This window comes from Pseudomonas sp. LBUM1656 (assembly GCF_059716065.1).
This window is the reverse complement of record NZ_CP166800.1, coordinates 4829242-4845135: the sequence shown is the minus strand read 5'-3', so window position 1 is coordinate 4845135 and position 15894 is coordinate 4829242. Positions and strand designations below refer to the sequence as shown.

Genomic DNA, 15894 nt, shown 5'->3' with positions numbered 1-15894 from the left:
ACCCACCAAACCCATGGGAGCGAGCCTGCTCGCGATTCCCGACGTCGACTCGGTCTATCTACCCAGCGCGATTCGTTAGCGAGCGACTCACTGTGGCGAGGGAGCTTGCTCCCGCTAGGCTGCGCAGCAGCCACAAACCCGGTGAACGCGACGCATCAGGCAGATCGAGTTGTTTGCTTGGTGACTGCTTCGCAGCCGAACGGGAGCAAGCTCCCTTGCCACAGATTCAATGCAGTTCCGTTACTCGCGCTCCAACCGCCCTACCGTCTGATACAGCGACTCCGTGAAGTCATCTTTATCACTTGAGTGGTGACAACGCTGGTGACAGTTGGGGCATAGCGCCACAACATTCGTCCAAAGATCCGTACCGTCTTGCGCCAAGTGCTTTACGTGATGCACCTCAAGAAACGGTCGACCATCCTTTTCAAACGGAGCAGGGTTGCGACAGCCTTCGCATTTGCCGTCAGCCTGCTGACGAACCCAAGCCCTTAACACTGGATCGCGAACGTAGGACTTTCCGCTGGACTGAATCTGTACGGGGTTTTTAATCCCTTTCGGCACATCGAGAATCGGTTGCCGTTCGAGTTTGGCAGCTCGTTGCTCCAGTTCTGCCTCGTCCGCAGTCGGAGCAAAATCTTCGGGTATCAAAATGCTTGAAGTGCCGAGCGCTCTAAGAATGCTACGAGCAACATTCGCGCCGACATTCTTGGCGGGTTTGTAGCCCGCAATGCGAGCTCGACCCAACTCCTCCAGAACGGTAGAGATGTTCTGCATCCGAAACTCAACCGAACCTTTGGTCCGACCGGCTAAGGCTCCCTCACGCAGGATGCGGTTCTCCTCAGTCTTAACGACTTTCTGACCGCTCTGCTCGCGGGACAACATGCTGAGATAGGCGTCTACAGCGGCCTGAATCTCAATGTCAGTCCAATCGCTGCTGCTCTTTTCCGTGTCCATAAAATCGCCGAGGGCTGAAAACCCTCGGACGATACTGAGTGGCCATTACGACTGTCTACGAAAATTCCTACAGAAAAGACCGACGCATCGCTCAAGCGATCCTACAAAGACACCGTTGCGCTAACCCACTGAATGCTTCGACGATTGAAAAACCTCCAAAACCCTCCGCCACCAAGGCTTAACCACCGGCACCCGACGCCGTGTGCGATTCAGCAACAGATAAGGCATATCCCTCAGCCGAATCCAGCCTTCATCCTGCCAATGCAACAGACTCAGCGACATCTCCGGCCAATCCAACAAACTCAACATAGGTCGATCCGCATTCTTCAACGGCCCCGCATCGCGCAAGGCTGGCACCACTTGATGAGTTAACCACTCGCGCAATAACCGATTCCCCGGCGCGTAGTGATAGACCAACAACGCATAGACGCCGGACTCGCTGAGCATCAGCCGTTTTTCCGGTTGGCCGTGGTAGTCGATCAGCAAGGTGTGCCGCTGATCTTCATCCAGTTTGCCGACCACTCGATCGTTCAAGTGGAAACCCATCAAGCGACCCAGATCTCGGGCACAGAACCATGGCTGGTTTTCGAGGAGGAGGGCGTGAAGGTCCAGGTTTTGGCGAATGAAGACGGTGGGGATGTATGGGTCAGACATGGCAAGCCTCCAGAAATGGAAGCGCATAGAAAATGACGTAGCTAACGCGAATTTCCTTCGGAGAGAAGGAGAGATTTTTAGGCATATCCTTTACCTCTGTGTGATGTCAGCTTTCTTAGGGCTGGGTGCCGGGAGTTAAGAAACCCCACACAGAGGGCCGGACATATTCCCCTTTCGGGTCTTGTATTAGCCCACTCCCGGCATAACAGAGATTTTTTGATGCCCACGGAGAAACCGTAGGCACAAAAAAGCCGCTTCTGTCGGGTGCGGTCAGTCCGCTGTGTGAGGTGTTTCTTAGGCACCTGTTTGAGAGGGTATTGACTTCATCACTCATGGTCAAGGATGGGAGTGTTGCAGGATAGCGCCTATCTTTATCGGTAGGGCTATCCCATTTAGCTATCAGATTTCTTGACAGCTAAAAACATTTTTTACATGACTGTGGAAATACCCACCAGGAGAGCCAGCATTCAATAACTCCTGGTAAACACTTTCAGGTACATCATGATATTCGTAAACTTTTCCACTATTGAATTCAATGTGGAGTAGCGAGTTGGCCTCATCATACCCAACGCTGGATAGATTGCTTGAGCTTACAGGTGTTCTTTCCATTTACTTTTCTTCCTTTGTGATTTCCTGGTTTCGCCAGGCCGATACTAGCGCTTCATAGTTCTCAGCTCTTCTTTCATTTGCCCAGCTAGTAGATACCGCGGGGTCTCTGCTGTTTGGGTATTTATCTGGAGGAAGTAAGCTGATACGGCATCGGGTTGGAAGTTTTGCTGACTCTCCAACTATAATTGCTTCACCAGTTCTGAGTACTGGAAGCGAGTCAATTATCCCGGCAAGTCCTTCCGACATTGCAGACTTTACGATGCCTCGATCAGTCGCATTATTTATTCGAAGTGCTATTATTGTTCCGCACTGCGATAATATCGTTTCATCGATTTCCGATGGGCGCTGACTAACAACCATTGCGCCTACTCCGAATTTTCGACCCTCCTTTGCAATTCGTTGTACCATTTGCTTAGCAAGGCCGTCTTCTTTTTTGGATAGGTATCGATGAGCTTCTTCTAGAACAACAAGTAGAGGTCTGTTTCTCATGCCCGTATTGAGGTTTTTCCCCCAGATTGAAGACTCAAAAAGTATGTCTAATATTGACCCAAGGAGGAGGCTTAATCTGGATGATGGCATTCCGGAAAGGTCTAATATTGTGATCGGCTGGTCGTGACCAAGCCAGTCAGCAAGTAATTGGTCTAGATCCTTCTCTATTTTTCCATCTTTATCTGGGGACCATGGACCCGGCTTTAATAGAAAGGAATACTGTGAATCCAAAAGCCTTGACTTCATTTGCTCTAGCTGTCTTTTAACTACACTGTTCCCACCTTTGAATGGTGGATTGCTAGCAGCGCCCGGGGGGCGAAACTTTGGAGCGATTAAAGTTTCTGCGTCACCTTCACCATCTTCGGTATATGCAGGGTTGATGTGTTCTTTTTCATTCCAAGTAACAGTGTCGTCAAAATACAGTTCGTGCCATATATTTTTTATTCTATATGGTAATGGTGTGGAAGTTGTAACCGATTCCGTGGAAATGTTTGGTATTTTGTTGGTGGTAATTGCGTTCTTTTTTTCTTCGATAGTCTTGTCTAGATACAATGTTTTGTACGTTTCTGATATGTTTCCGCAGAGAAATTCAATCAGGCTTTCCGGAGAGACGCACCAATAAGGTATAAATAAAGGGTTTTTACTATCTGGGAGGACTGAAAATACTTTGGCAATGTCCCCTAATGCTGATTCATACTCGCCGTGAATATCTATTAGAAGTATTCTAGCTGACGGAAGTCGAACCTCTTCATTACTAGTAACAATTGATCTGATAATTGAAGCGGTACTTGTGGATTTGCCGGAGCCTGTTGAACCGAGGATTGCAGAATGACGTGTCACCAGTCGATCTAGATCTAAGCTCACATCAATTCCATCTGAGCTTGAAAGTTTTCCAATCGTGAACTGACCGGCAGTAGGCTTCCCAAATATTTTTTTGAGATCTGTATCCACTACTATATGAACGTCGTCACCAATGCTGGGATATTCACTAATTCCCCTGTCAAACTCACCACCAATCATCTCGCCAATTAGCTCTACCCTAATCCAGCGGCGACTGCGATGAATTACATTTTCCTCTTGGGTGGACGATTCGTTTGATTCAGATGTAACTCCGAATAACTGATTGTAACCAATAGGGATTTTAATAAAACTACCGACCTGCCCAATACGATAATTTTTACCCTCAATGATGATTATTCCGGAGTCCATTGATTCCGCAAGTTCTACAATAATAGAAGAACTCGAAACCGAGCTAACACTTCCCATGTACGTAGCGTTATGCATCGTTCTGAGCCTGTTCAACTAAAGGGAGGGGCTGTACAGGATCAATCACGTTGTCGATTTCGATAGCTGGCATTGATTCAAAATCGAAATCACCACCTGCTGTCGCTAGAAAGCGAGTTAAAGCATTAAAGTCGCCAAGTTGAAACTCTTTGTTGCTAAAGTATTCATCTCTGATAATCTGCCAGTTTTTTGCCGGTAATGTTCCAATTCTCCAAGGAGCTTCGACACCGTTTATGATGGCTCCATCTCGACAGAATAGACTGAAGTTAGGGCAATTGAATGCGATTTCTCTTGCGTAAGGTTCGTCTTCTAATTTGTTATATTGAAAGGCAAATAGCGCAGTGGATTGGTTTGCAATTAAGCTTTCTGTTATTTTTGAAGAGATATGAGCGTCAGCAAAAGAAAAGCCTGATGCGATCGTTAGTGTGTCTGGCTCATTAAGAAAGTTTTTGAAGCGCTCGAATAATGAAGAGAAAGGTGCTGCTTGAGTTTGATCATACTTTATATGGGAAGGGTAAACCATGTTTGTGTTAGTAGAGGTGGGAAGTCTAATTACTTCTGAGTTTTCGTTCAGTTCCCAACCAATTGAGCCATGAAGTTTCCAAAGTCTCACCCAACGTGGTGGAAGGTCATTTCTAGAAATACTTGAGGGGTCAAAAAACGCATTTCTAGAACCGCTAAATCCATCGAAGTAAGGTGTCTTTACCCTTTCTAAAGCTTGTTCTAGTAACAGGTCGTAGTTGGTTGTGAATATTTCTACGCCGTGGCGGCGTTTTATCCCGTTTATCCAAGAAATTAATTCAGAATAAGGGTTTTTCCCTTTTGGGAGCTCTTGGTTGACTGCGATTTTTATTGCTTGACATATATTGTCTGTGAGGGTGGTAAATTCTGTGCTGTTGTAGTTGTAGATTTTCGCGTCCCCAACGACCTCGGCAAGAGTTCTGATTTTGGATAGAACTTTTTCAAAGTTTCTATCTTGTATTGATTGTTCGATCTCAGTGAAAACTCTGAGATCTTCCTCTTGGAGGCTTTCTTTTATAAGCGCTGTTAAACCTATGACGTTGGGGATTAACGGCTTTCTAGGTCCGGCTCCACCAATATTTATACTAAATGGTGCTCCTGCACCAAGTAATATTCCTATTTTCTTCTTTCCGTTAGTAATTATTTGCCGAAAGCCAAACATGTATTGATCGGGGTTGTGCACTGAGTCGCTCATGTTATTTCCTTATAAAAAATAAACCCCGCATTTGCGGGGTTTATTTTTCGCTACCCCAACAATCATGCTCAGGTAAAGCGTAAGGCAAAAATTTTAAAGCAAATCAATCCCAGCTAAGCGCACCACCGGTTTGGTACTCAATAACCCGAGTCTCAAAGAAATTCTTCTCTTTCTTCAAGTCCATAATCTCGCTCATCCAAGGGAACGGGTTAGTCGTCCCTGGATACTCTTCCTTCAACCCAATCTGCGACAAACGACGGTTAGCGATGAACTTCAGATAGTCCTCCATCATCGCCGCATTCATACCCAGCACGCCGCGAGGCATGGTATCCCGAGCATATTCAATCTCCAGCTGAGTCCCCTGCAGAATCATCTGCGAAGCCTCTTCCTTCATCTCGGCATCCCACAGGTGTGGGTTTTCGATTTTGATCTGGTTGATCACGTCGATGCCGAAGTTCAGGTGCATGGATTCGTCGCGCAGGATGTACTGGAACTGCTCGGCGACGCCGGTCATTTTGTTGCGGCGGCCCATGGAGAGGATTTGGGTGAAGCCGCAGTAGAAGAAGATGCCTTCCAGAACGCAGTAGTAGGCGATCAGGTTGCGCAGCAGCTCTTTGTCGGTTTCGACGGTGCCGGTTTCGAACTTCGGATCGGAGATCGAACGGGTGTATTTGAGGCCCCAGGTGGCTTTTTTCGCGACCGATGGGATCTCGTGGTACATGTTGAAGATCTCGCCTTCATCCATGGCCAACGATTCGATGCAGTACTGGTAGGCGTGGGTGTGGATCGCCTCTTCGAAAGCCTGGCGCAGGATGTACTGGCGGCATTCCGGGTTGGTGATCAGGCGGTACACGGCCAGGACCAGGTTGTTGGCAACCAGGGAGTCGGCGGTGGAGAAGAAGCCGAGGTTGCGCATGACGATGCGGCGCTCGTCGTCGGTCAGGCCTTCCGGGTCTTTCCAGAGGGCGATGTCGGCGGTCATGTTGACTTCTTGCGGCATCCAGTGGTTTGCGCAGCCGTCCAGGTATTTCTGCCAGGCCCAGTCGTACTTGAAGGGTACGAGTTGGTTGAGGTCGGCGCGGCAGTTGATCATGCGCTTTTCGTCGACGGCGACACGGGCGGAGGCGCCTTCGAGTTCGGCGAGGCCTTCGGCGATGTCGAGGTTGTCCAGGGCAGCTTTGGCACGGGCGATTGCGGCAGAGTCGGTCGCGGTTACGGCGCGAGCTTCTTGAGCGGCGACACCACCAGCGGTATCGAGTCGGTCCATGTTGGCTTCAGTCGCGTGGCCGGCGTTTGCGCCTTTTACCACGGTCTCGCCGCTGTCTTCTTTGTCGAATTCGTCCCAGCTCAGCATGACGTGTCGTCTCCTGCGTGAGGGCCAGATGCCCGTGTGAAAACTGATTGGTTGTTTTTCACACGGCCGTACTGGCCGCGTTTGATAGCGTTTTTTGCAGCGGTACACGCAGGCAAATAAACATAATTTTGTACGGGGTTCCGAGAGCCACTGATGGGCGCAGAAATCGGTGAAGACTTCGGCGTGGGCTTCAGACTGGCTATTCGTCCCTGTAAGGGAATATTGCAGGCCCGTTTAAGGTGGCATTATAGGGAAATTTTTGCCGGCGTGGTGCGGCGAATCGGCTCATGGAGTGGCCGAAAGGGATGGTTTTTGGAGCAAACCGAGGTATTACAGGGCTTTGGCCGGTGCAGATTTTTTTTCGTTAATTTTGACGCTGAATCGAATTTGTTCAAAAAACAGCCAAAAACCGCGTTTTTCACTACATCTTGTGGTTTGCAAGGTGTTTCGCCGCTTCAAAACACAACTGAACCCGACCGAAGCCGGGCTGGAATCGACGGTCAGCGATCAGTTGAAAGGGTCCGATTCGGTGCAGTCACGATCATCCGTTGGTGCAGCCGTTACCCATGATGCTGTAGCGCAGGATGTGGCGTTGACCTTGGGAGTCGTCGTATTCCATTTTCACTGGAACAACTTCGCACACATTAGGGACTTCACTCATGGAGATAACTTTGGCGATGTCCAGGTGAGTGGAGTAAGTGTATTCCTCGATGGCCGGTTTTTGCTGTGCGACATCAGTCGGGACCTCGTCTGCCATGGCGGTTGCGCACAGGCTGGAGAGGGCCAGAACTAATAAAGCTTTCATTTCAGATTTACCTTTTAGAGGTCGAATGGGGTCACGCAACCTTTTTGGGGTTGCGTGTGGAGCTTGATTAAAGAGTTTTGGATTAACGGCCTTCGTGGGGGCTGTTACTTGGTTAATCACAGTGCCTTGTTGGCGAGGCGGATTTTAGGCGTGGGAGGGGGATTCATATAGGTGGGGTTTTGATAAACACCTTTGGCGGATTTCGTAACAATCCTCGAAAAGCGGCCTTTGGCTCGCTGATGAAGCCAATGATCGTTCCCACGCTCCGGCGTGGGAATGCCTCAAGGGACGCTCCGCGTCCAGTGACGCGGAGCGTCACGGGCTGCATTCCCACGCAGAGCGTGGGAACGATCAAGCCTCTGAAATCACCGCTTTTGAGCGCATTGGCGAGGTATAGCCACATTTTGTAGGGGCTTGTTACTACCATCGTCGAATGGTTCTATAGGCCCGGCCCGGCTACAACTGGGGGCATACAAAAACAACTATTCCACCGAGGTAAGAAAGATGAGTGCGGCTTCTCTGTATCCCGTTCGTCCCGAGGTAGCAGCCAACACGCTGACCGACGAGGCAACCTACAAAGCCATGTACCAGCAGTCCGTCGTCAACCCGGACGGATTCTGGCGCGAGCAAGCCAAGCGCCTCGACTGGATCAAGCCTTTCACCACGGTGAAACAGACGTCTTTCGACGATCACCATGTCGACATCAAATGGTTTGCCGACGGCACCCTGAACGTTTCCTACAACTGCCTCGACCGTCATCTGGCCGAGCGCGGCGATCAAGTCGCGATCATTTGGGAAGGGGATGACCCGGCCGAAAGCCGCAACATCACCTACCGCGAGCTGCACGAACAAGTCTGCAAGTTCGCCAACGCCTTGCGCGGCCAGGATGTGCACCGCGGCGACGTGGTGACTATCTATATGCCGATGATCCCCGAAGCCGTGGTCGCCATGCTGGCTTGCACCCGGATCGGCGCGATTCACTCGGTGGTGTTCGGTGGTTTCTCGCCGGAAGCCCTGGCCGGTCGCATCATTGACTGCAAATCCAAAGTGGTGATCACCGCTGACGAAGGCATTCGTGCCGGCAAGAAGATCCCGCTCAAGACCAACGTCGACGACGCGCTGACCAACCCGGAAACCAGCAGCATCCAGAAAGTCATCGTGTGCAAGCGCACCGGTGGCAACATCAAGTGGAACCAGCATCGCGACATCTGGTACGAAGACCTGATGAAAGTGGCGGGCAGTGTCTGCGCGCCGAAAGAGATGGGTGCCGAAGAAGCGCTGTTCATCCTTTACACCTCCGGTTCCACCGGTAAGCCTAAAGGCGTGCAGCACACCACCGGCGGTTACCTGCTTTACGCCGCCATGACCCACGAGCGCGTGTTCGACTACCGCCCGGGCGAAGTCTACTGGTGCACCGCCGACGTCGGCTGGGTCACCGGCCACACCTATATCGTTTACGGTCCATTGGCCAACGGCGCGACCACGGTGCTGTTCGAAGGCGTACCGAACTATCCGGACATCACCCGGGTGGCGAAGATCGTCGACAAGCACAAGGTCAACATCCTCTACACCGCACCAACGGCGATCCGCGCGATGATGGCGTCGGGCAAAGCCGCTGTTGAAGGCGCTGATGGCAGCAGCCTGCGTCTGTTGGGTTCGGTCGGTGAGCCGATCAACCCGGAAGCGTGGGACTGGTATTACAAGAACGTCGGCCAATCCCGTTGCCCGATCGTCGACACCTGGTGGCAGACCGAAACCGGCGGCAACATGATGAGCCCGTTGCCGGGCGCTCACGGCCTCAAACCGGGTTCGGCGGCACGTCCGTTCTTCGGCGTGGTGCCGGCACTGGTGGACAACCTGGGCAACATCCTCGAAGGCGTGGCCGAGGGCAATCTGGTGATTCTCGATTCGTGGCCAGGCCAGGCACGTACGCTGTACGGCGACCATGACCGCTTCGTCGACACCTACTTCAAGACTTTCCGTGGCATGTACTTCACTGGCGACGGCGCACGTCGCGACGAAGATGGCTACTACTGGATCACCGGGCGTGTGGACGACGTGCTCAACGTGTCCGGCCACCGTATGGGCACCGCCGAGATTGAAAGCGCGATGGTCGCTCACCCGAAAGTCGCCGAGGCAGCCGTGGTCGGCGTGCCGCACGACATCAAGGGCCAGGGCATCTATGTCTACGTCACGCTGATCGGTGGCGAAGAACCGAGCGAGCAACTGCGTCTGGAACTGAAAAACTGGGTGCGCAAGGAGATCGGCCCGATTGCTTCGCCGGATGTAATCCAGTGGGCGCCGGGGCTGCCGAAAACCCGTTCGGGCAAGATCATGCGCCGGATTCTGCGCAAGATTGCGACGGCTGAATACGATGGGTTGGGGGATATCTCCACCCTGGCGGATCCGGGTGTGGTGCAGCATTTGATTGATGAACACAAGATCATGAACGTCGCTTAACCTGCCGTTCCTGAGTCATCGAAGCCCTGCCAGGCATTGCGTCTGGTAGGGCTTTTTCATGTCTGGTGTTTTTGTGGGGGCCGTTCGGGCCTCATCGCTAGCAGGCTAGCTCCCACAAGGATCTCCAGTGGAGTCACAGGTTGAAACGAGCGCAGTTCCCCTGTGGGAGCTAGCCTGCTAGCGATGGCTATCTGTCAGACGCTAAATAAACAACGGCCAATAATTATCGGCTTCATCTGTAGGCGCTTTCCCACTGTTACCCACCCCCATTCAAGTAACTGAATGTGTAACCGCCCATCCCCATACGGGGCATTGGGAAACGCAAAGCCCCATTCCCGGGCCTCTCCAGCCCCTGTTAAAAATAAGACATAACGCTGCGCTTGCCGGATTAGAAGGGTTTGCCAATAATAGGCCCGCAATTTGCAATACAGATCGGTTTACTGTCTTTTGCTCTTGCATGAATTTGCAAGGCTGTCAACGCGCTCAAGCGGCTTTCTCGGTGCATCTGTAATTAGTTGTCGCATTGAAGAAATATCGGCTTCGGGCCTGTCGTTAGAATGCCGATCACTCGCTCGTTGTTGCTCGCGTTGAAAAAAGCGCGCGGTTCCTACGACGCAGCATCGCTTTGCGGTTCCACTCATTCGCATATTGGGCTGTCGCTCACTCTGCCGTTTTAGCCCTTTACCGATGGAGTCCCAACATGAAGAAACTCGTGCTGCTTGGCGCCTTGGCACTGTCCGTGCTGTCCCTGCCAACCTTCGCCGATGAAAAGCCTCTGAAAATTGGTATCGAAGCGGCTTACCCTCCGTTCGCTTCCAAAGCACCGGACGGCAGCATCGTTGGTTTCGACTACGACATCGGCAACGCCCTGTGCGAAGAGATGAAGGTCAAGTGCGTGTGGGTCGAGCAAGAGTTCGACGGTCTGATCCCGGCGCTCAAAGTGCGCAAGATCGACGCGATCCTGTCGTCCATGTCGATCACTGAAGACCGCAAGAAATCCGTGGACTTCACCAACAAGTACTACAACACCCCGGCTCGCCTGGTCATGAAGGCTGGCACTCAAGTCAGCGAAGGCCTGGCTGAACTGAAGGGCAAGAACATCGGCGTGCAACGTGGTTCGATCCACGAGCGTTTCGCCCGCGAAGTCCTGGCCCCGCTGGGTGCCGAGATCAAGCCTTACGGTTCGCAGAACGAAATCTACCTCGACGTGGCCGCTGGCCGCCTCGACGGCACCGTGGCAGACGCTACGCTGCTGGATGACGGTTTCCTGAAAACCGACGCCGGCAAAGGTTTCGCCTTCGTTGGCCCGGCCTTCACCGACGTCAAATACTTCGGCGACGGCGTGGGTATCGCGGTTCGCAAGGGCGACGCGCTGAAAGACAAGATCAACACCGCGATCGCTGCCATTCGCGAGAACGGCAAGTACAAGCAAATCCAGGACAAATACTTCGCCTTTGATATCTACGGCAAGTAATACGTCCCGGCGACAAGTCCGAAATGGCGCAAGCAACAGGATCTCTGAGGTTTGCGCCATTTTTTCATCCCCACATTCGAGGACCTGAATCATGTTGAAAGGCTACGGGGCTGTCATCCTCGATGGCGCATGGCTGACGCTTCAGCTCGCCTTGTCGTCCATGGTCCTGGCCATCCTTCTGGGTCTGATCGGCGTTGCATTGCGTCTGTCGCCGGTTCGCTGGCTGGCCTGGCTGGGCGACCTGTATTCCACGGTGATCCGCGGTATTCCCGACCTGGTACTGATCCTGCTGATTTTCTACGGCGGTCAGGACCTGCTCAACCGCGTGGCGCCGATGCTCGGCTTTGACGACTACATCGACCTGAACCCGTTGGCCGCCGGTATCGGCACCCTGGGCTTCATCTTCGGTGCGTACCTGTCGGAAACCTTCCGCGGCGCTTTCATGGCGATCCCCAAAGGTCAGGCAGAAGCGGGCATGGCGTATGGCATGAGCAGTTTTCAGGTGTTCTTCCGGGTGTTGGTGCCGCAGATGATTCGTCTGGCGATTCCGGGCTTCACCAACAACTGGCTGGTACTGACCAAGGCCACCGCGCTGATTTCCGTGGTGGGTCTGCAAGACATGATGTTCAAGGCCAAGCAGGCGGCAGACGCCACCCGCGAGCCTTTCACCTTCTTCCTCGCAGTGGCGGCGATGTACCTGGTGATCACCAGTGTCTCGTTGCTGATTCTGCGTCAACTTGAGAAGCGCTACTCGGTAGGCGTAAGGGCGGCTGATCTATGATCTTCGACTACAACGTCATTTGGGAGGCCTTGCCGCTGTACTTCGGCGGCTTGGTGACTACCCTCAAATTGCTCGCGCTGTCGCTGTTTTTCGGTCTGCTGGCAGCCCTGCCGCTGGGGCTGATGCGCGTCTCGAAGAATGCCGTGGTCAACATGTCGGCCTGGCTCTTCACTTACGTGATTCGTGGCACGCCGATGCTGGTGCAGCTGTTTTTGATCTACTACGGCCTGGCGCAATTCGAAGCCGTACGTGAAAGCTTCCTGTGGCCGTGGCTGTCCAGCGCGACGTTCTGTGCGTGCCTGGCGTTCGCAATCAACACCAGCGCCTACACCGCGGAAATCATCGCCGGCAGCCTGCGCGCCACGCCGAACGGTGAGATTGAAGCGGCCAAGGCGATGGGCATGTCGCGCTACAAAATGTACAAGCGCATCCTGCTGCCGTCGGCCTTGCGCCGGGCGCTGCCGCAGTACAGCAACGAAGTGATCATGATGCTGCAGACCACCAGTCTGGCGTCCATCGTGACCCTGATCGACATCACCGGCGCCGCGCGCACGGTCAACGCTCAGTTCTACTTGCCGTTCGAGGCGTACATCACCGCCGGCGTGTTCTACCTGTGCCTGACCTTCATTCTGGTGAAGCTGTTCAAACTGGCCGAGCGCCGCTGGCTGGGCTATCTGGCCCCGCGGAAACACTGATATGGAACGCATCGATCATTCATTGCCGTGGAACCACCTGGGCAGCGAACGTCAGATTTCGGTGTTTCGCTTCGGTAGTGGCGAGCGTAAGGCTTACATCCAGGCCAGCCTCCACGCCGATGAATTGCCGGGGATGCGCACGGCCTGGGAGCTGAAAAAGCGCCTGGCCGAACTCGAAGCCCAAGGCTTGCTCAATGGTGTGATCGAACTGGTGCCGGTGGCCAATCCACTGGGCCTCGGTCAATTGCTTCAGGGCAGCCATCAAGGGCGTTTCGAAGCGGGCAGCGGCAAGAATTTCAACCGCGATTTCGTCGAGCTGAGCGCGCCAGTGGCCGCTGAGCTCGAAGGGCATCTGGGTGATGATCCCCACGCCAATATCCGTTTGATCCGTCAAGCCATGAGCGATCATTTGGCTGCATTGCCAGAGGCGAGCAGCCAGTTGCAAGGCATGCAGCGCATTTTGCTCAGCCACGCTTGCACCGCTGATGTCGTGCTGGATTTGCACTGTGATGCCGAAGCCGCGCTGCACATGTACGCCTTGCCGCAACACTGGCCGCAATGGCGTTCGCTCGCTGCGCACCTGAATGTGAAAGTGGGTCTGCTGGCGGAAGATTCCGGCGGCAGCTCCTTCGACGAAGCCTGTTCGCTGCCGTGGCTGCGCCTGTCCCGTCAGTTTCCGGATGCACAAATCCCGCTGGCCTGCCTGGCGACTACCATTGAATTAGGTGGTCAGGCCGACACCGGTCGCGCTGACGCCGAGGCTTACGCCGAAGGCATTCTCGCGTTCCTCGCCGAGCAAGGCTTGATCAGCGGCGAATGGCCCAAACCTGCGCAAGAAGCGTGCGAAGGCATGCCATTCGAAGGCACCGAATTGCTGTTCGCGCCGCATCCGGGCGTGATCAGTTTCCTGCGTAAACCCGGTGAGTGGATCGAAGCCGGCGACGAGATTTTCGAAGTGATCGATCCGTTATCGGATCGGGTCAGCACGGTGTGTGCTGGTACGTCCGGGGTGCTGTTTGCCATTGAACGGCTGCGTTATGCCCAACCCGGTTTCTGGCTGGCCAAGGTGGCGGGGCGCGAAGCGCTGCGTCACGGGCGCTTGCTCAACGACTGACTGACTGTTTTTGTGAGAACCGACCGCATGTACAAACTTGAAGTCCAAGACCTGCATAAACGCTATGGCAGTCACGAAGTGCTCAAGGGCGTGTCCCTGAAAGCGGCGGCTGGCGATGTGATCAGCATCATCGGCTCCAGTGGCTCCGGCAAAAGTACTTTCCTGCGCTGCATCAACCTGCTCGAGCAGCCGCACGCGGGCCGTATTCTGCTCAACAACGAAGAGCTGAAACTGGTAGCGAACAAGGACGGCGCGATGAAAGCGGCCGATCCAAAACAGCTGCAACGCATGCGCTCGCGCCTGTCGATGGTGTTCCAGCATTTCAACCTGTGGTCGCACATGACCGCGCTGGAAAACATCATGGAAGCACCGGTTCACGTGCTGGGCATGTCCAAGGCTGAAGCTCGCGAGAAAGCCGAACACTACTTGAACAAGGTTGGCGTGGCGCATCGCAAAGACGCTTACCCGGGCCACATGTCCGGCGGCGAGCAGCAGCGCGTAGCGATTGCCCGTGCACTGGCGATGGAACCTGAAGTGATGCTGTTTGACGAACCGACCTCGGCACTCGACCCGGAACTGGTCGGTGACGTGTTGAAAGTCATGCAGGCCCTGGCGCAGGAAGGCCGGACCATGGTGGTGGTGACGCACGAAATGGGCTTCGCCCGTGAAGTGTCGAACCAGCTGGTGTTCCTGCACAAAGGCGTTGTCGAAGAAAGCGGCAACCCACGTGAAGTGCTGGTCAATCCACAGTCTGAACGTTTGCAGCAATTCCTCTCGGGCAGCCTGAAGTAAACCGAACTCCCGTTGCGCACCGGGATAGTGCATGCTTCGCAACCTAAAGGCTTGCCCCGATCCCTTGTAGGAGCCGGCTTGCTGGCGATAGCGGTTCATCTGTGCCAGAGATGCAAGCTGACACACCGCCATCGCCAGCAAGCCGGCTCCTACAGGTTTTAAGATTTGCGTTCATTTACGGGCTAGCATTGGCCCATGCCTTCATCACTGTTTTCGTTTCGGATTGCCCGCCATGACTGCCCATCGAATTGGTTTCCTGATTTGGCCCAGCACTAAAGCACTGACGCTTGCGCTGGCTGAGGAGGCCTTGCGTGTTGCCCAGCGTGTGCATCCGGACGTGGTCTACGAATTGTCGTTTTTGCAGGCCGAACCGCCGACCGAAGGCGCCTGGCAATTGCCGGGTGAGCCGTGGGCCGGCAAGCTCGAAAACTTCCAGAAACTGTTTCTGCTCGCTGATGAGCCGCCGACCACCCTCGCGCCGGCACTCAGCAGTTCGTTGAAACAGCTGGTGCGAGCCGGTTGTGTGATCGGCGGTTTATCCGCCGGTGTCTACCCGTTGGCGCAACTGGGTTTGCTCGACGGTTATCGCGCGGCCGTGCATTGGCGCTGGCAGGATGATTTCGCCGAACGCTTCCCCAAAGTCATCGCCACCAGCCACCTGTTCGATTGGGATCGTGATCGCCTGACCGCGTGTGGCGGCTTGTCGGTACTCGATCTGTTGCTGGCGGTGCTGGCCCGTGATCACGGCGCCGAACTGGCCGGTGCCGTCTCCGAAGAACTGGTGGTCGAGCGCATTCGCGAGGGCGGCGAGCGCCAGCGCATCCCGCTGCAGAACCGCTTGGGCTCCAGTCATCCGAAGCTCACCCAGGCGGTGTTGCTGATGGAAGCCAACATCGAAGAACCCTTGACCACCGACGAAATCGCCCAGCACGTGTGCGTGTCCCGTCGGCAGCTGGAGCGCATCTTCAAGCAATACCTCAACCGCGTGCCGAGCCAGTACTACCTGGAGCTGCGCCTGAACAAGGCCCGGCAAATGTTGATGCAAACCAGCAAGTCGATCATCCAGATCGGCCTGTCGTGTGGCTTCTCCTCGGGGCCGCATTTCTCCAGCGCCTACCGCAATTTCTTCGGCGCCACGCCGCGGGAAGATCGAAACCAGCGGCGCAGCAGCAGTCCATTCGAATTGTCGTCGGTGCCGTCCGAGCGCGGCTGA

General features: G+C 54.2%; 14 protein-coding genes. 7 read left to right on the top strand and 7 right to left on the bottom strand.

Annotated features, from left to right (window positions below; genetic code table 11):
- Positions 1-240: 240 nt before the first annotated feature.
- The 7 genes from ACA072_RS21825 to ACA072_RS21795 all read right to left on the bottom strand — a co-directional run bounded on the left by ACA072_RS21825 (position 241) and on the right by ACA072_RS21795 (position 7365).
- Positions 241-954, bottom strand: a complete 714-nt coding sequence (locus ACA072_RS21825) for an HNH endonuclease (protein WP_497620508.1) — start codon at positions 952-954, stop codon at positions 241-243.
- A 120-nt stretch (positions 955-1074) separates the two neighbouring features.
- Entirely contained in the window at positions 1075-1608 is a 534-nt protein-coding gene (locus tag ACA072_RS21820) for a BRO-N domain-containing protein (protein WP_497620506.1), read from the bottom strand.
- Positions 1609-2007: 399 nt separating this feature from the next.
- A complete protein-coding gene (locus ACA072_RS21815; protein WP_497620504.1) occupies positions 2008-2217 on the bottom strand; it encodes a KTSC domain-containing protein in 210 nt (69 codons plus the stop codon).
- Positions 2218-3990, bottom strand: coding sequence for an ATP-binding protein (locus ACA072_RS21810; RefSeq protein ID WP_497620502.1), 1773 nt, complete (start codon positions 3988-3990; stop codon positions 2218-2220).
- Positions 3983-5206 carry an SIR2 family protein gene (locus ACA072_RS21805; protein ID WP_497620500.1) on the bottom strand — a complete coding sequence of 408 codons (1224 nt, stop codon included), beginning with the start codon at positions 5204-5206 and terminating at the stop codon, positions 3983-3985. The genes ACA072_RS21810 and ACA072_RS21805 overlap by 8 nt, the downstream gene beginning before the upstream one ends.
- A 103-nt stretch (positions 5207-5309) precedes the next feature.
- A complete protein-coding gene (locus ACA072_RS21800; protein ID WP_084322765.1) occupies positions 5310-6560 on the bottom strand; it encodes a ribonucleotide-diphosphate reductase subunit beta in 1251 nt (416 codons plus the stop codon).
- A gap of 541 nt (positions 6561-7101) precedes the next feature.
- Positions 7102-7365, bottom strand: coding sequence for a DUF2790 domain-containing protein (locus tag ACA072_RS21795; RefSeq protein WP_010457261.1), 264 nt, complete (start codon positions 7363-7365; stop codon positions 7102-7104).
- 504 nt (positions 7366-7869) lie between these two features.
- On the opposite strand from ACA072_RS21795, the gene acs reads away from it, so the two are divergent.
- The 7 genes from acs (at position 7870) to ACA072_RS21760 (ending at position 15894) form a co-directional block, all read left to right on the top strand.
- The gene (gene acs / locus ACA072_RS21790) at positions 7870-9825 is read left to right on the top strand and encodes an acetate--CoA ligase (protein ID WP_497620498.1); all 1956 of its coding nucleotides are present in this window, start codon (positions 7870-7872) and stop codon (positions 9823-9825) included.
- Between the two features lie 700 nt (positions 9826-10525).
- Positions 10526-11299, top strand: coding sequence for an ABC transporter substrate-binding protein (locus tag ACA072_RS21785; RefSeq protein ID WP_461955284.1), 774 nt, complete (start codon positions 10526-10528; stop codon positions 11297-11299).
- 91 nt (positions 11300-11390) lie between these two features.
- The gene (locus tag ACA072_RS21780; RefSeq protein ID WP_497448490.1) at positions 11391-12080 is read left to right on the top strand and encodes an ABC transporter permease; all 690 of its coding nucleotides are present in this window, start codon (positions 11391-11393) and stop codon (positions 12078-12080) included.
- Positions 12077-12775 (top strand): ABC transporter permease, encoded by a 699-nt coding sequence (locus ACA072_RS21775; protein WP_283181347.1) that lies wholly within the window; start codon positions 12077-12079, stop codon positions 12773-12775. The genes ACA072_RS21780 and ACA072_RS21775 overlap by 4 nt, the downstream gene beginning before the upstream one ends.
- A 1-nt stretch (position 12776) precedes the next feature.
- A complete protein-coding gene (locus tag ACA072_RS21770; protein WP_497620496.1) occupies positions 12777-13889 on the top strand; it encodes a M14 family metallopeptidase in 1113 nt (370 codons plus the stop codon).
- 27 nt (positions 13890-13916) lie between these two features.
- Positions 13917-14681: an ABC transporter ATP-binding protein gene (locus ACA072_RS21765; protein ID WP_497620495.1), complete on the top strand. Its 765-nt coding sequence runs from the start codon at positions 13917-13919 to the stop codon at positions 14679-14681.
- A 232-nt stretch (positions 14682-14913) separates the two neighbouring features.
- Entirely contained in the window at positions 14914-15894 is a 981-nt protein-coding gene (locus ACA072_RS21760) for a GlxA family transcriptional regulator (protein WP_010457247.1), read from the top strand.